Origin of the sequence: Coleofasciculus chthonoplastes PCC 7420, assembly GCF_000155555.1 — a bacterium.
Lineage (GTDB): Bacteria > Cyanobacteriota > Cyanobacteriia > Cyanobacteriales > Coleofasciculaceae > Coleofasciculus > Coleofasciculus chthonoplastes_A.
Genome location: NZ_DS989841.1, coordinates 60,163 through 74,127, shown reverse-complemented (window position 1 = coordinate 74,127; position 13,965 = coordinate 60,163). Strand labels below are relative to the sequence as shown.

At 45.2% G+C, this 13,965-nt stretch carries 16 protein-coding genes; 10 read left to right on the top strand and 6 right to left on the bottom strand.

The window, feature by feature from the left end; translation table 11 throughout:
• The first annotated feature begins 258 nt into the window (after positions 1-258).
• Together MC7420_RS00335 and MC7420_RS00330 are read left to right on the top strand one after the other, a co-directional pair.
• On the top strand, positions 259-1,236 hold the full coding sequence (locus MC7420_RS00335) for a YdcF family protein (protein WP_006098306.1): 978 nt from the start codon (positions 259-261) through the stop codon (positions 1,234-1,236).
• A 258-nt stretch (positions 1,237-1,494) separates the two neighbouring features.
• Entirely contained in the window at positions 1,495-1,983 is a 489-nt protein-coding gene (locus MC7420_RS00330) for a hypothetical protein (protein WP_006098119.1), read from the top strand.
• A 184-nt stretch (positions 1,984-2,167) separates the two neighbouring features.
• Here MC7420_RS00330 and MC7420_RS00325 read toward each other — a convergent pair whose 3' ends face one another.
• Positions 2,168-3,034: a GerMN domain-containing protein gene (locus tag MC7420_RS00325; protein WP_232231603.1), complete on the bottom strand. Its 867-nt coding sequence runs from the start codon at positions 3,032-3,034 to the stop codon at positions 2,168-2,170.
• Positions 3,035-3,419: 385 nt separating this feature from the next.
• Here MC7420_RS00325 and MC7420_RS00320 point away from each other — a divergent pair, with 385 nt between their 5' ends.
• Entirely contained in the window at positions 3,420-5,273 is a 1,854-nt protein-coding gene (locus MC7420_RS00320) for a hypothetical protein (RefSeq protein ID WP_006098257.1), read from the top strand.
• A 446-nt stretch (positions 5,274-5,719) separates the two neighbouring features.
• On the opposite strand, the gene MC7420_RS00315 is transcribed toward MC7420_RS00320, so the two are convergent.
• Positions 5,720-6,115: a hypothetical protein gene (locus MC7420_RS00315; RefSeq protein ID WP_006097837.1), complete on the bottom strand. Its 396-nt coding sequence runs from the start codon at positions 6,113-6,115 to the stop codon at positions 5,720-5,722.
• Between the two features lie 118 nt (positions 6,116-6,233).
• On the bottom strand, positions 6,234-7,028 hold the full coding sequence (locus MC7420_RS00310) for a DUF4058 family protein (RefSeq protein ID WP_006097982.1): 795 nt from the start codon (positions 7,026-7,028) through the stop codon (positions 6,234-6,236).
• Positions 7,029-7,123: 95 nt separating this feature from the next.
• Here MC7420_RS00310 and MC7420_RS00305 point away from each other — a divergent pair, with 95 nt between their 5' ends.
• From MC7420_RS00305 to MC7420_RS00300, 3 genes are all read left to right on the top strand, one after another.
• On the top strand, positions 7,124-7,858 hold the full coding sequence (locus tag MC7420_RS00305; protein WP_006098280.1) for a pyridoxine 5'-phosphate synthase: 735 nt from the start codon (positions 7,124-7,126) through the stop codon (positions 7,856-7,858).
• A 69-nt stretch (positions 7,859-7,927) separates the two neighbouring features.
• On the top strand, positions 7,928-8,080 hold the full coding sequence (locus tag MC7420_RS38850) for a hypothetical protein (protein ID WP_006098030.1): 153 nt from the start codon (positions 7,928-7,930) through the stop codon (positions 8,078-8,080).
• A 192-nt stretch (positions 8,081-8,272) separates the two neighbouring features.
• Positions 8,273-8,602, top strand: a complete 330-nt coding sequence (locus MC7420_RS00300) for an MgPME-cyclase complex family protein (RefSeq protein WP_006098240.1) — start codon at positions 8,273-8,275, stop codon at positions 8,600-8,602.
• Between the two features lie 26 nt (positions 8,603-8,628).
• On the opposite strand, the gene MC7420_RS00295 is transcribed toward MC7420_RS00300, so the two are convergent.
• The 3 genes from MC7420_RS00295 to folD all read right to left on the bottom strand — a co-directional run bounded on the left by MC7420_RS00295 (position 8,629) and on the right by folD (position 11,080).
• A complete protein-coding gene (locus tag MC7420_RS00295) occupies positions 8,629-9,090 on the bottom strand; it encodes a divergent PAP2 family protein (protein WP_006097891.1) in 462 nt (153 codons plus the stop codon).
• A gap of 125 nt (positions 9,091-9,215) precedes the next feature.
• On the bottom strand, positions 9,216-10,145 hold the full coding sequence (crtE, locus tag MC7420_RS00290) for a geranylgeranyl diphosphate synthase CrtE (RefSeq protein ID WP_006097808.1): 930 nt from the start codon (positions 10,143-10,145) through the stop codon (positions 9,216-9,218).
• Positions 10,146-10,204: 59 nt separating this feature from the next.
• The gene (gene folD / locus MC7420_RS00285) at positions 10,205-11,080 is read right to left on the bottom strand and encodes a bifunctional methylenetetrahydrofolate dehydrogenase/methenyltetrahydrofolate cyclohydrolase FolD (RefSeq protein WP_044204093.1); all 876 of its coding nucleotides are present in this window, start codon (positions 11,078-11,080) and stop codon (positions 10,205-10,207) included.
• Between the two features lie 198 nt (positions 11,081-11,278).
• On the opposite strand from folD, the gene MC7420_RS00280 reads away from it, so the two are divergent.
• From MC7420_RS00280 to MC7420_RS00260, 4 genes are all read left to right on the top strand, one after another.
• Entirely contained in the window at positions 11,279-11,662 is a 384-nt protein-coding gene (locus MC7420_RS00280; protein ID WP_006097912.1) for a hypothetical protein, read from the top strand.
• 51 nt (positions 11,663-11,713) lie between these two features.
• Positions 11,714-12,151 carry an NUDIX hydrolase gene (locus tag MC7420_RS00275; protein ID WP_006097919.1) on the top strand — a complete coding sequence of 146 codons (438 nt, stop codon included), beginning with the start codon at positions 11,714-11,716 and terminating at the stop codon, positions 12,149-12,151.
• Positions 12,148-13,023, top strand: coding sequence for an ABC transporter permease (locus MC7420_RS00270; RefSeq protein ID WP_006097946.1), 876 nt, complete (start codon positions 12,148-12,150; stop codon positions 13,021-13,023). Before MC7420_RS00275 ends, MC7420_RS00270 begins: the two co-directional genes overlap by 4 nt.
• Positions 13,024-13,399: 376 nt before the next feature.
• Positions 13,400-13,945 carry a hypothetical protein gene (locus MC7420_RS00260; protein ID WP_006098053.1) on the top strand — a complete coding sequence of 182 codons (546 nt, stop codon included), beginning with the start codon at positions 13,400-13,402 and terminating at the stop codon, positions 13,943-13,945.
• Positions 13,946-13,965: the final 20 nt, after the last annotated feature.

Here is a 13,965-nt window from a genome sequence, read left to right as displayed (position 1 = left end):
TTTGGCTATTTGTCTTTGCTTGAATAGTAATTTTGCTCAGCCTCTCCCCCTCCCCTCTCCCTCATTTCCCTCATGCTTGTGGACAATGACGAGTATAATGCCCGTGTTAGGGTTATTTGAACCATGCTCTCCCCAAGTGATACGTTACACAAAACCTGATCCCAATCACCCCTAACTTGTTAATTGTTATTTTGAGGAGTCAGACTAACAAGTAACAATTCCTCGCTCACTGTCCAAACGTTACACCGTCAAAACACAATGTTTTTACTACTGACTCGAATCCTACTCTGGCTGCTGATTGCAGTTATTCTCTACAACCTGTTTAAGAAGGTAATCCCCAAGGAGTATTTTACCTTGCTTGGGGGTTTATTTCTGTTTGGCTTCATTGTTGTGGCGTTTTTCTCTCCCGGCAATGATGCCATATCAACGATTTGGGAGGTTCTCTCGTTTTTCTTGAAACCTGTCGGTGCTTCCATCGTGCTGTTGGGTTTTGCCCTCCGCCAAGGGCTGGATAAGTCAAAGAACCAGGTTATGGCAGCCTTACTAATCTTACTCCTCGCCAGCACGCCCTTTTTCTCTAACCTGTTGGCGGCTAGCACGGAACAAGCCGTGGTTACGCCTGAGTCGGCGGCGGCTCAAACCGCCTCAGCGATTGTGGTTCTTGGACAAGGCACTACCCAACCCGATGAACCGCCTCGAACCCAAGTTCAACTTACCGATACGGGCGATCGTATTCTTTATGCCGCTCAACTGTATCGACAATCTGGCAATAACCCCTTAGTCGTGGTTAGTGCTGGTCCTCGACCTAACCTGCAAGGAAATCAAGACCAAATTGTCGAAGCCAATGATATCCGCAGCTTACTGGTTCAGTTTGGGGTCCCCCAAAGCCGAATTGTGCTTGAACCCACGGGTATCAATCTCCGCACCAGCGCCGAAGAAGTCGAAGATATATTACGCGATCGCGGCATAGCAGATAATCGCGTTTTTCTGGTTACTTCAGCCTATAACAGCCGTCGTGCTCAACAGGCGTTTAGAAGTGTAGGTCTTAACAATGTTGTGGCTAAACCGACCGGCTTCTTTACCGTTCAACCCGGAACAACATCCACAATCAACCAGTGGATTGAATCCTTTATCCCCTCTGTAGAAGCGCTGACTGTCACGACGCGAATTGTGGAAGAGTTTTACGCCTCGATTTACTATTATTTGCGAGGTTGGCAAGCTCCCGCCGTTGTTTAACCATTTCGCGAATCTGAAAAATCTGAAAGGTGGTAACCCTTCACTTGGCTCAAGGGAACCTGGTTTGTAGGGGCGGGTTTCACCATTATTGTTGCTTACTTTACCCAGATACAACTCAACCCGCCCTATCTTCCCTATCATTCAAGACTTTATCGGATAAGCTGAAAACAGCCTATAACCTCAGGTCGATGACAAGTTCAGTCAGTGAGCAAGAAACTAGAGATTCACTGTTGAATCCCTAGCTATTTCTCATCGATTATGGAAACACTGAAAGAACACAAAGACCTGTTAGAGGTTGCTGAACATTTTTTTGACGATGGCAAATTAATACAGGCGATTAGTTATGCTACAGCTTCTCTTGATTTGACGATAAGCGTTGCCAAGGGAACTATTTTCGATCTGAAACCCAATCAGGATTCCAGCCTTGAAGAATTTGACGGATTTATTGTTCAGGATGAATTTGGCAAACAAAAAGTTAATGTTCAAATTTCTCAAGAATTGCAAAGAATGCAGGAAATTTTGTTATGCTATGCCCTGAAAATAGATTATGAAAAATATTTTAGATATAGAAGCTGGGTTGGTTATGCACTTATCACTGGAGACAATACCCCTGATGAAAAAGTCAAACTATCCTTGGAAATTAATAATATAGAACAAGATCAGGCGAGAGCAGCTTTAGATTACTGCCAGCAGCTTGTTCAACAAATTGAAAGAAAAATTGAGCAGTTTCAAACAAGTTTTATTTAAGCCAAAAAAGGGGAGTAATCAACCCGAATTTAGTCTTAATAGAGGGCTAGGACATCGGTACAGAAACCGGGTTTTTCGTGAGGATGACAACGAAATATCCAGTTTTCACCCAAAGAAACCCGGTTTCTCGGAATACTTGTTCGGCGAGCGATCAGTCGAGCCGCGTGAGCGCGGCAACTGATAACTAACTATGGGTACAAGCATAATCTAACACGGGTTCTTGAAATCGGTTAGCTTTGAAATAGTTTTCATTCACGGACATAGTATCCGTTACTTGACCATTTTCCACGTCGCCAATTTTAATTCGCGATAGCAACTCACGTTGGCAATTTCCCGAATATCTGACATACTTGCCATTGGCGTTCACATCAAAGTTAATCGCATTTCCATTACGACTAATGGTATTAAGTCCGACTTCCCAAGGTTGAGTATCGACCTGACCTAATTCACCCCCAGACGATGCTTTAGTCTCAGGAATAGGTCGCCACACAACACCGTCAATGGAATTCAAGCAGGCATTTTTACCACTCATATCTTTAAAGCAGTCGCCGTTTTTGTCGAGAATAACTACTTGGTCAACACTATTAAACTGTTTGAGTGTGTTGGTTACAGCTTTTTGGATTCCCGCGTCTTCACCAAGTCCAGCCGTATAGACTGTCCGACAAAATTGAAGTTGGGCAATTCCATTGGAGATATCAACGGTAAAGTTTTCACCACAGGTAGATTCGCCTCGGAAGTCAATCAAGTCAGCAAATCCTTCTTCTTTTTCGGCGGATGTGGGTCCTTGAACAACTTGCTCAATCGCAAATTCAGCAACATCGACGCGGGATGTGGCTCGGGTAACGGGTTCAACGTACCCTATCGTTTGATTATCGGCGGAAGGCTTAGGTAAAAAGACTTGAATTTGCCTGGGTTCATCTGGATTTTGGCTAATCGTCTGGGGTTGAGGTTGTGAGGTGGCTTCAGAGTTCTCCGGATGGGTTACAGAGGTGTTGTGCGCTTCCCCAGCCGATGCCGTTGTGAAGGATAGCGCCAAGACAGCACTTATCAATATTGATTGATGTGTTAAATTTATTTTACTCTGACTCATAAAATCAATAGTTCCTGATTTACCTACTGTTTTATGATTCAAGTAAATTCAATTTTATTCATCTTGCTAAAGTAATACCATTTTACTTTAAGTTGATGACTGAACAAACGTTACCTATTAGCTTTGATGTTACCACGGAGCGCCGCAGTGAGCAGTGATCGCATTACTACTCGATCAGTCTCGGTTTTTGATGACTTGAGTGGCATCAGTTATGATTGGGCAGGTTTGGAACGTACTTCCAGGTGCTTCCCGATCCTGGATTATCTACAAACCTACTTGTTTGGGTGCTTTAAGAGCCATGGCGTGTCTCTACACGAGATGATTATACTTAAACCTTTACCACTTTATGCGACGTAAACCTCTGCAAAACGTTTTAACTCAACCTAGATCAACAGGGTTAACGGTTCACGTTGTATTTTGGTTCAGTTTAAGCTTAACCATCGCCGCAATTTATAGTGGGTTAGCCCTGCGGGAAGCCTTTAGTCATGCCTATATTGTTCAAGATGATGCCCGCCAGCATGTCTTTTGGATGCAACGGTTTATTGATGGCGAATTATTTCCCCATGACTTAATTGCCGATTATTTCCAATCCGTCGCCCCTGTGGGATATACTGCCATTTACCGCATCGCCGCCGCTTTTGGCATCCATCCCTTTCTCTTCAACAAACTCCTACCACCAATTCTCGGCGCGATCGCGACAGGGTACTGTTTTGGTATATCACTCCAACTCTTACCCGTACCTGCGGCTGGCTTTATCACCACAGTGCTACTTAATCAAAGTCTTTGGATGAAAGATGATCTCATCTCAGCCACACCCAGAGCATTTGTTTACCCCCTATTCCTCGCCTTTTTATACTACTTATTACGCCAATCTCTACTGCCTTGCCTAGCCACAATCATCCTATTATCTCTATTCTATCCCCAATACCTATTAATTTTTGCCGCCCTATTCACCCTGCAACTCCTCACCAAAAAAAACTCACTTATACGAACCTCTGCGCCCCTCTGCGCTTACCTCTGCGCCCCTCTGCGTTTCCCCAAAAAACTAAAGCAACATCCCCATTACCTATCATTCTTATGTCTAATCCTCACAATAATCGCCATTTCCGGCTACGCCCTCATCCCCGGAAAATTCGATCCAGTCATCACCGCCACTCAAGCCAAACAATTACCCGAATTTTGGGGAACTGGACGCAGTTATTTTTTCAGTAATAACCCCTGGTATTTCTTTTTTCTCAGTCCCCGCAGTGGTTTATTAGACGTAGGCTTCGTTAGACCCGCAACTTTAGCCTTAGGCATACTATTACCCATTCTATGCCGATATCCCAACTCATTCCCGCTAGTTAAATCTATTTCCCCTCAGATAAGAATATTAACTCAAATAGTTTGGGCATCTATCTTAATGTTCATTCTTGCCCATCTGCTCCTATTTAACCTACATCTTCCTAGTCGTTATACCGAACACAGCTTTCGCCTTATTTTATCCTTATCAGCCGGGATGGTTTTAACAATCGTCCTTGATGCTATTTTGAGAACAGATTTTTATCCCCCAAAACTCAATAGTCTAATTCTTGGTCAGGGTAGGTTTAGTGACAGCAGGGTGAAAAGAAACAATAATGTAGAAACCCGTCCCTACTCAAAACTCAGAATCTACCACTACCTAACAATCAGCTTCATCACCGCAGCATTACTTTTCTATCCCTACTTAGTTAAACCCTTTCCGTTAACCAAATACAAAGAGGGTCATTTTCCGGCTTTGTATCAATTTTTTCAGCAGCAACCCAAAGATAGTTTAATTGCTTCAGTATCAGAAGAGACAGATAACTTACCCACCTTTGCCCAACGCTCTATTTTAGTCGGGCGGGAATATGCGATTCCTTATCATTGGGGGTATTATCGTCAATTTCGCCAACGCACAATTGACTTAATTAAAGCCCAGTATAGTTCGGATTTAGAGGAGGTGAAACAGTTTATCCAACGCTATGGAGTAGACTTTTGGTTATTAGACAATACTGCCTTTACACCAGAGTATCTAGCCAATCATGATTGGCTGCGAGATTATCAACCTGTAACTTTAGAGGCGCAAAAGAGGCTAACTCAGGGAATCACTCCAGCCTTAACTGGGGTAGTTGAGGATTGTTCGGTGTTTCAGATGGAGAGATTTGTGGTGTTGCAAACAACTTGTATAAGTAAATTCTAGGGGCGAGTTTAGCCACTGGACAAACTAGGGAGGGATTTATGATTTTAGTTTGGTGGATGCCAACCGGCTTTAAGCTATCATGCATTTAAATTGGGTATTAGTAGCGAGCAAGATGCTTGATTTAGCGAGCAAGATGCTTGATTTAGCGAGCAAGATGCTTGATTTAGCGAGCAAGATGCAAAGCCTGCGGCATGGCTTCGCTTAACGCACTACGGCAAGGATTGCGCCATTATTGATATTAAGGTTTAAATGCCGAACAGCTTAACCCAATTTTTACGCACGACAACAGCTAAATTATTATTTAATTTTAGGGCATAAATTGTCGCTCGACCACAAGCCGTTAAGCCGATAATTTCTGTTCCCTCGGTACTCCAAGTAAAATGTTCTCTCCACTCCTGTTGACGAGGATTAAATAAATTTTTGGCGTAGAGTTTCAGATATAAAACTCATGGTAATAAAGGACTTTTTAATTCTCGTCGAACGGCTTCAGCTAATCCGGCTGATTTTCTGAATTGACCAATTTTATAAATTGACATTAAAACTAATAGCTCATAGCGTTCTGATTCAGTCAAGCTAGTATTTTTTCCTTTAGCTTGGAGTTCTCCGAGACGTTGGTTTTGATTGGCATCCATTTTCAAATTAGCTAACTCAATTACATCCTCATTGGAAAGCTGATAAATTTCTGAATTAATGTTGATTTCTGAGAGATTATTAAAGGTCGGCAAAATAATCTCTAGTGTATCAACTAAAACGTCTGAGATATTTCGCGCTGTAGCTTCTCCAAGACGTTGAGCCGATTCAACTAAACCTTCGGGTAAGTTAATAGTTATTGGGACAGTCATGATGTAGGAATAATAGCTTGCATCTATTATAGAGTAGGACAGGGCGACCTGAACCAATTTAAAATAGTATATTGATTGTCTTACTTGTTTCTGTCTTTCAACGCCACGAACGATGTGACTAATGCATAGAACGTAATTGGTTCTCCTGTAACAGCACATCAATCCACTCAGCCGTAGTTGGATCAGCAGGCGGTAAAGGCTCACCGTTATAATCTATAGCAAAAGCATAGCCAGCGCGGTCATAAACCCGATCAAGTAGCAAGTGCAAATCGATAATCGGTTCTGTATCCTCGGTTCGCAGAGGCAATGGAAAAGTTGGGATTAAATCTTGGAGGTTGAAGACATACAAATCGGCACGAGGACGGCGATCGCACTGACTCACCAAAATTCTGTAACTCCCTTGGGTATTATCACCAAAAACAGGCATTGGCTTTCCACCTCGGAGGAGATCGATCTCAACCAGGTGCGTCCGACTTGCCAAAACCTGTTGACGTTTCTCCAAATAGGTTTCCCGTCCTTTTCCAGAGCGCTTATTGGTGGGAGAGAGAACCTCAATGACTGTTACCACTTCTTTGGTGGTGACTTCTCTTACCTCTAGATAACCTTCTCTGAATTCCAAAGGTACTGGCACAGTGACGGTGACTGGCGTCGAGGGAGGTGTCGCAACAGCCACGTTAGATTGGTTTAAGTTGATTGGAGTACGAGAGTGTTCTACTGTCACATCAGGAATACCCACCAACAGCGCATCATCTCCATTCATCTGGTAAACCCGTTTCTCGATCGCAACTCGATATTTGGGAAGCAGTTGAGGATTCAATGTCTCAGCCAGGATACTGATCAGCAAGTGATGGACTTCCGACCAAAATTCGGGATTCTCTAGATAGGGGTTCATCCCTGGAAACGGGGAAGGCATAAGTAGACTAGGACGGGCATCGTTTTGATAGTTCTATGATACTTTCAGATACAATAAAGGGCTGTAGAGAAAACGGTTTCAGGAGAAAAACGCGAGTGCTAACCCTTGGCGTCAACATTGACCACATTGCCACAATTCGACAGGCGCGGCGCACTGTGGAACCCGATCCCGTGGCGGCGGCGGTGTTAGCTGAATTAGCGGGGGCGGATGGAATTACTGCCCACCTGCGGGAAGATCGACGCCATATCCAAGATCGGGATATCCGACTCTTGCGCCAGACGGTGCGAACTCACTTAAATATGGAAATGGCACCAACCGAGGAAATGGTGGCGATCGCACTTGAGGTTAAACCGGATTATATTACCCTGGTTCCGGAACGGCGGGAAGAAGTCACAACCGAAGGAGGATTAGATATTGCGGGTCAAAAATCCCGCCTGGGTGAGGTAGTGACTCAGTTGCAAGATGCCGGGATTCCCGTTAGTCTATTTATCGATGCTGATCCTGCCCAGATCGAAGCCTCGGCAGCTATTAACGCCAAGTTTATTGAACTGCATACAGGGTCTTATGCCGAAGCCAAAGACGAAGCCAGTCGCCAAACGCAACTGGAACTCTTAGCCAAAGGATGCCAACAAGCGATCGCGGCTGGGTTGCGGGTGAATGCAGGTCATGGTTTAACCTATTGGAATGTCTACCCAGTGGCTTGTTTAGAAGGTATGGAAGAACTTAATATTGGTCATAGCATTATCGCACGAGCTTCGCTAGTTGGATTAGAACGGGCAGTTCGGGAGATGAAGCAAGCTATGCGGAGAAAGGGTAAAGCTGTCTTATAAAGACAGGGTTTCAGACCCAAAGGAGTTTCGATGAAGGGAGTTAAGTCAAAAGTAATGTAGATATATACCATGGGATGTCTATCAATTGTAGGGGCGGGTTTAGGGACAATTGTAGGGGCGGGTTTAGGGAATAAATTCCGCTATTCACCGATAACGGAACAACAAAACCCGCCCTATCTCACCGATAACGGAACAACAAAACCCGCCCTATCTCACCGATAACGGAACAACAAAACCCGCCCTTGCTAAGGTTAAAACCATGCCCGACTAGCGAAGTGAAGGGTCAAAACTCTCTCAATTGATCGGGGCGGGTTTAGTTACATCTGGATCAAAAAGAGATGATAGTCGTAAAACCCGCCCCTACACACTCAAAACGATCCCAATCACCTGTTCACCAATCACCCAATTGAAACCATGCAAACCTATTACTATCTAGTCGCCAGTCAACGCTTCTTACTTGAAGAAGAACCCTTTGAAGAAGTTCTCAGAGAACGAACCAAAGACTACCAAGATAAGGGAAAAGAGATTGACTTTTGGCTGGTCAAACAACCCGCATTTTTAGAATCTCCAGAAATGGCGCAAGTTAAACAGGAATGTCCTCAACCTGCTGCCGCTATTATTTCAACCAACCCCAACTTTATCACTTGGTTAAAGCTACGCTTAGAATTCGTCAAAACTGGAGAATTTCAAGCACCATCAGATACAATTCCTGACCCAATTGCGTCTTTAACCTCTGTGTCTTAAAGGAGGCTCTCAATCAAATCCCCACTCTAAAAACAGTAAGCTGGGGCAGCTAACCAAGAAATAAGTACCCCTAAGATTGAACCCACAATTACTTGAAAGGGGGTATGCCCCAGCAATTCCTTTAGACGATCCTCATTAAACTCTTTACCTTCTTGAAATAACTCATCAATAATTTGATTAAGGATACGAGCTTGCTTACCTGCGGCTTGTCGAACCCCTGCGGCATCGTACATAACAATAACAGCAAAAATCGTCGCGATCGCAAAATCAGGAGACGCCCATCCCATCGTTTGTCCCACACCCGCAGCCAAGGCGGTAACCAAGGCTGAATGAGCGCTAGGCATCCCGCCAGTTGTCACCAAGGTGCGGAGATTAAATTTTCGATCCTTCGTTAACTCGACCAGTAGCTTAAGGAGTTGAGCCACTAAACAAGCAATCAGTGCAACCAGTAGCACCTGGTTGTTTAGGATATTGCCAAAATCCTGCATCGTGTTTTAGTTCAAATTGGTTGTTGATCAACGGATGTTTAAGCAGTCACAAATTACAAGGAGTTGCTCTTGAATTCCCTGTTAAGAGTTCCCTTATTCCTTATTCCCTATTCCCCGACAAAAAACTAATAAGTTCGTGCGGTAATGAAATTAGCCAGAGCAATTAAGGGTTGAGAGCGCTCACCAAACGGTTCCAGTTGGGCAATAGCCTCTTCAATCAACTCTTGAGCTTTAGCTTTAGAAGCCTCTAGTCCCCAGAGGCTAGGATAGGTAGCTTTCTGCGCTTGCAGGTCTTTCCCCGCCGTTTTGCCTAATTCCTCCTGAGTCGCAGTGATGTCCAGGATATCATCGATAATTTGAAACGCTAAACCAATATTTTGAGCATAGCGAGACAGACGTTCTATATCCGCATCGGTTGCACCTGCCAAAATTCCACCACAAACGACGCAGGTTTCCAGCAACGCTCCGGTTTTATGGGTGTGAATGTAATGGAGGGTTTCCTCTTGAATATCAGATTTTCCCTCTGACTCCAAATCAACCACCTGACCCCCAACCAATCCAGCCGCGCCCACGGTTCGACCTAAACGAGCAATCACCTGCAAAACCCGCTCTGCTGGAACTCCCTGGGTTTGAGTGGCGACATATTCAAACGCATACGCCAGCAAACCATCGCCAGCGAGAATCGCCATATCCTCACCGTAGACCTTATGATTGGTGAGTTTACCCCGACGGTAGTCGTCGTTATCCATGGCGGGAAGGTCATCATGAATTAACGACATGGTGTGGAGCATTTCCAGGGCGCAGGCGGTTGGCATTGCCATCTCCATCGTGCCACCCATCAGTTCACAGGTTGCCAGACAAAGAATCGGGCGCAACCGTTTCCCCCCCGCTAAGAGAGAATAGCGCATTGCCTCATAAATCTTTTCCGGATAACCTAGGGGTAAAGAACGGTCTAAAGCTGCCTCCACTTGAGCTTTCCGCTCTTTTAGATAGGTCGATAAATCAAAAGCTGGGGATTCCCCATTCGGGGCAGGTCGCCCATCTGTTGCTACCATGCCATTATTCCTTAAATCGTCTGTTCTACTGTCTTAACAATTCTACGAGCCTGGGGGCGTTATGAGTGAGTTCTGGTATAACTGAAAACAGTATTTTGCAATAACATTGTCACCGTCATCGGACCAACGCCACCAGGAACCGGAGTGATAAATTGGCTCATCTCCCGAACGGCATCAAAATCTACATCACCCACCAACCGGGATTTTCCTTGAGCATCAATGACGCGATTTATACCCACATCAATCACAATGGCATTCGGTTTCACTTGATCCGCCGTAATTAGATTAGGACGTCCGACAGCAGCAATCAAGATATCCGCCTGACGAGTCAGTTCAGCCAAATTTTTCGTGCGCGAATGAGCAATAGTAACAGTAGCATCAGCTTCCAGTAACATGAGTGCGATGGGCTTACCGACCAAAATACTCCGCCCAACCACAACTGCATTTTTCCCTTTCAAATCAATCCGGTACTCCCGCAACAGACGCATCACTCCAGCTGGGGTACAACTTTGCAACCCCCTTTCACCGCGCAGCAGACGCCCTAGATTCAGGGGATGCAGTCCATCGACATCTTTATCCGGATCAATTTTATGGAGTAAATAAACCGCATTTAGGTGTGCAGGTACGGGGAGTTGTAACAGAATACCATCGACGTTTGGGTCTTGGTTGAGACGGTCAATGGTTTGCTCGATTTCAGATTGAGAGACATCAGCCGGAAAATGTTGCCCAAAGGAGGCAATCCCAACTTTGGTACAGGCACGTTCTTTATTCCGCACGTAGGCGGCGCTAGCTGGGTGATCACCCACCATTAGTACCGCTAATCCAGGCGGGCGTCCATAGGTTGATTTGAGTCGTTCTACTTCCGCTTTCAGTTGATCTTGAATGCGTTGAGCTAGGGCTTTGCCATCCAGTAACTGAGGGTAAACAGATTTCATAGGCAGGGTGAGAGATATCATCAGGACTTTGATTATTTTACGGGCAGTGGTGTCACTCACCCAGTATTCAATTCTCAAGCATCTAAGCTATAACCGGGATGTACACCATTTAGCGTGGGAACAGTCATGGCAATGTCTGCTCAAAACGACCATCGCTCACGCCTTTGCTCGTCAATTTCAACTCGCCAAAGGTCAACTATGTTTTATCTCCTGCCAATGTGTGCTTTGCTGTTTGGGGGAGGACTGGTAAGTTGTAGCAATGTCCCTCTGCTGGGTAGTCCGAATGGTATGGGTAGCGCCCACACCGTAGATGTTACGGCGATTAGTGAGATCCAATCTACTCAGAATACTCAAGACGTGGTTTATCTTCAAGGTCAAGTTATAAGTCAAGCCCCCTTTTTGAACTCCGGGGCTTATCAGGTTCAGGACACCACAGGCAAAATTTGGGTTGTCAGGAATCAAGAACTTCCCAATGTGGGGGATCAGGTTGTAATTGGGGGACAGGTACAATTTCAAAGTATTCCCATCGGTGGACAGGAAATGGGTGAAGTCTACCTTCAGGAAACCGAACAGCTTGAATGATTTGTCTTATGTCCTTTGTCATTCGTCTTATGTCATTCGTTATTGGTAAGAATGAAGAGTCAATCAATTGAAGTCGCGATCGCGATTCTCTATCGTTCGGGACGGTTCCTGATGCAGCTTAGGAACGATATCCCAGGTATTCTTTATCCAGGGTGCTGGGGGTTCTTTGGCGGTCATCTTGAACCCGGAGAAACGCCAGAGGTGGGAATGCGGCGAGAATTACTCGAAGAGATTTCCTATTCTCCCCCCCAATTGGCAGCGTTTGATTGCTATAATGATGCCCACGTTATTCGTCATATATTCCACGCCCCTTTAACGGTGGAATTGAATCAATTGGTACTCCAAGAAGGTTGGGATCTGGGTTTATTGACGCCTGAAGATATAAAGGCAGGTCAGGCTTATTCGGAAGTAGCAGGTCAGGTACGTCCTCTAGGGCAACCTCACCAGACAATTTTATTAGATTTCTTGGCGAGGAAACCGTACCAATGACCCTGACGCGACTGCGATTGTCTCATCTTTTACGTTTTAGCCGATATGCCAGCCTTTCGATGAAACTGATGGCGGTGGGGGTAATTATCACTTTGGTGTTCATCCTCATCGCTATTTTCGCCCCAGCTTTTCAAGCATGGGGATGGCTGCAAGATCCCACTGCATCCCTGATTAACCCGATTCACGAACCTCCCGGTGGTGAACACTGGTTCGGTACGACACGCCAAGGGTATGATGTTTTCTCCCGCACCTTATTTGGTACTCAAGCGGCGTTAAAGGTGGTGATTCTAGCAACCAGCTTGAGTTTAATTATTGGTGTTCCTTTGGGGTTAGTTAGTGGATATCTCGGCGGTAGATTAGATCGGGTGTTGCTATTTTTGATGGATACGATCTATACCTTACCGGGATTGTTGTTATCGATTACCTTAGCTTTTGTAGTTGGGCGAGGCGTCTTCAATGCCGCGATCGCACTCAGTATTTCTTATGTTCCCCAATATTATCGCGTTGTCCGTAACCATACCGCCAGCGTCAAAACTGAATTATTTATCGAAGCCGCGCAAGCGATGGGGGCTTCTCCTGGGCGGGTTCTCTCCCGTTATTTGTTTCTCAATGTAATTCAAAGTGTCCCGGTTTTATTTACCCTCAATGCGGCTGACGCTATTTTAATTTTAGGTGGACTGGGATTCTTGGGATTGGGACTCCCAGAAGACACTCCAGAATGGGGACATGATTTGCGTCAAGCGCTGGATGCTTTACCTACAGGGATTTGGTGGACAGCGTTATTTCCTGGTTTAGCGATGACATCGATGGTGGTTGGTTTATCGTTGTTGGGAGAAGGGTTAACGGAGATTATTAATCCCCGTGGGCGATAGGGGAGATGAGGGAGATGGCGGAGATGGGGAGATGGAGGTAGTTACGCTAAACCTTAGTCAGGGCGGGTTTTGCACCAACGTTATCATCAATAGCGACAAGAAAGTCCCTAAACCCGCCCCTACAAATCAGGGTTTTGCACCAACGTTATCATCAATAGCGACAAGAAAGTCCCTAAACCCGCCCCTACAAATCAGGGTTTTGCACCAACGTTATCATCAATAGCGACAAGAAAGTCCCTAAACCCGCCCCTACAAATCAGGTTCCTGACTAGCGCCGCGAAGGATCAAAACTTTTCCAGGAACCGGAAATCGCCTCACTCTCGTCGAATAATTCAGACATAGCTATGAACGCTAGGTATTCTATCAGCCAATTTGTATGAAATTTATCCAACCCAAGTCTATAGGTTTCGCCGCTATTGGCGGGTTACTACTCATCCCTCTTGCTAGTGCAGGGTTTTGGTGGACAAGTTCTGTCGCCCAACTGCCTAAACCCGACAATGTATCTCAAGATAGTCCATCCCTCTCTCCGATTCATCCCGATGAATCCATTGATGATACCCTAAATGAACGCTTTTCTCTCTCAAACTCTCTAGAACGCATTCAACAAATTAGAAACGCCCTGTCCAGCTTCCAACAGTTAACCGAAACCAGCCAACCCATTTTAGGCGATCGCAAAATGGCGGAAATTGGTCATACTGACTGGGAAACGCAGCATCTGGGTTTTCCCAACTGGGTGGGTTCTGTAGAAGGCACGCTTAAAAAACAAGCGTATCAGATTGCTAAACTCGAATTTGAACTCGCTCAAAAACAATTCCAAGATGGCGAAATTACTCAAGCTGCGTTAGACCAAAAAGAAGCCAATTACCGCCGCGCTGAACAAGACTTCCAAGCCTTTTGGAATTCATTCAACATCGCTGATTAGTATGGTTTAATATAGCCTGT

Coding starts and splice junctions, on each gene's coding strand:
- MC7420_RS00335 (WP_006098306.1), top strand. CDS start 259: ATGTTTTTACTACTGACTCGAATCCTACTCTGGCTGCTGATTGCAGTT.
- MC7420_RS00330 (WP_006098119.1), top strand. CDS start 1,495: ATGGAAACACTGAAAGAACACAAAGACCTGTTAGAGGTTGCTGAACAT.
- MC7420_RS00320 (WP_006098257.1), top strand. CDS start 3,420: ATGCGACGTAAACCTCTGCAAAACGTTTTAACTCAACCTAGATCAACA.
- MC7420_RS00315 (WP_006097837.1), bottom strand. CDS start 6,115: ATGACTGTCCCAATAACTATTAACTTACCCGAAGGTTTAGTTGAATCG.
- MC7420_RS00310 (WP_006097982.1), bottom strand. CDS start 7,028: ATGCCTTCCCCGTTTCCAGGGATGAACCCCTATCTAGAGAATCCCGAA.
- MC7420_RS38850 (WP_006098030.1), top strand. CDS start 7,928: ATGGGATGTCTATCAATTGTAGGGGCGGGTTTAGGGACAATTGTAGGG.
- MC7420_RS00300 (WP_006098240.1), top strand. CDS start 8,273: ATGCAAACCTATTACTATCTAGTCGCCAGTCAACGCTTCTTACTTGAA.
- MC7420_RS00295 (WP_006097891.1), bottom strand. CDS start 9,090: ATGCAGGATTTTGGCAATATCCTAAACAACCAGGTGCTACTGGTTGCA.
- crtE (WP_006097808.1), bottom strand. CDS start 10,145: ATGGTAGCAACAGATGGGCGACCTGCCCCGAATGGGGAATCCCCAGCT.
- folD (WP_044204093.1), bottom strand. CDS start 11,080: ATGAAATCTGTTTACCCTCAGTTACTGGATGGCAAAGCCCTAGCTCAA.
- MC7420_RS00280 (WP_006097912.1), top strand. CDS start 11,279: ATGTTTTATCTCCTGCCAATGTGTGCTTTGCTGTTTGGGGGAGGACTG.
- MC7420_RS00275 (WP_006097919.1), top strand. CDS start 11,714: ATGAAGAGTCAATCAATTGAAGTCGCGATCGCGATTCTCTATCGTTCG.
- MC7420_RS00270 (WP_006097946.1), top strand. CDS start 12,148: ATGACCCTGACGCGACTGCGATTGTCTCATCTTTTACGTTTTAGCCGA.
- MC7420_RS00260 (WP_006098053.1), top strand. CDS start 13,400: ATGAAATTTATCCAACCCAAGTCTATAGGTTTCGCCGCTATTGGCGGG.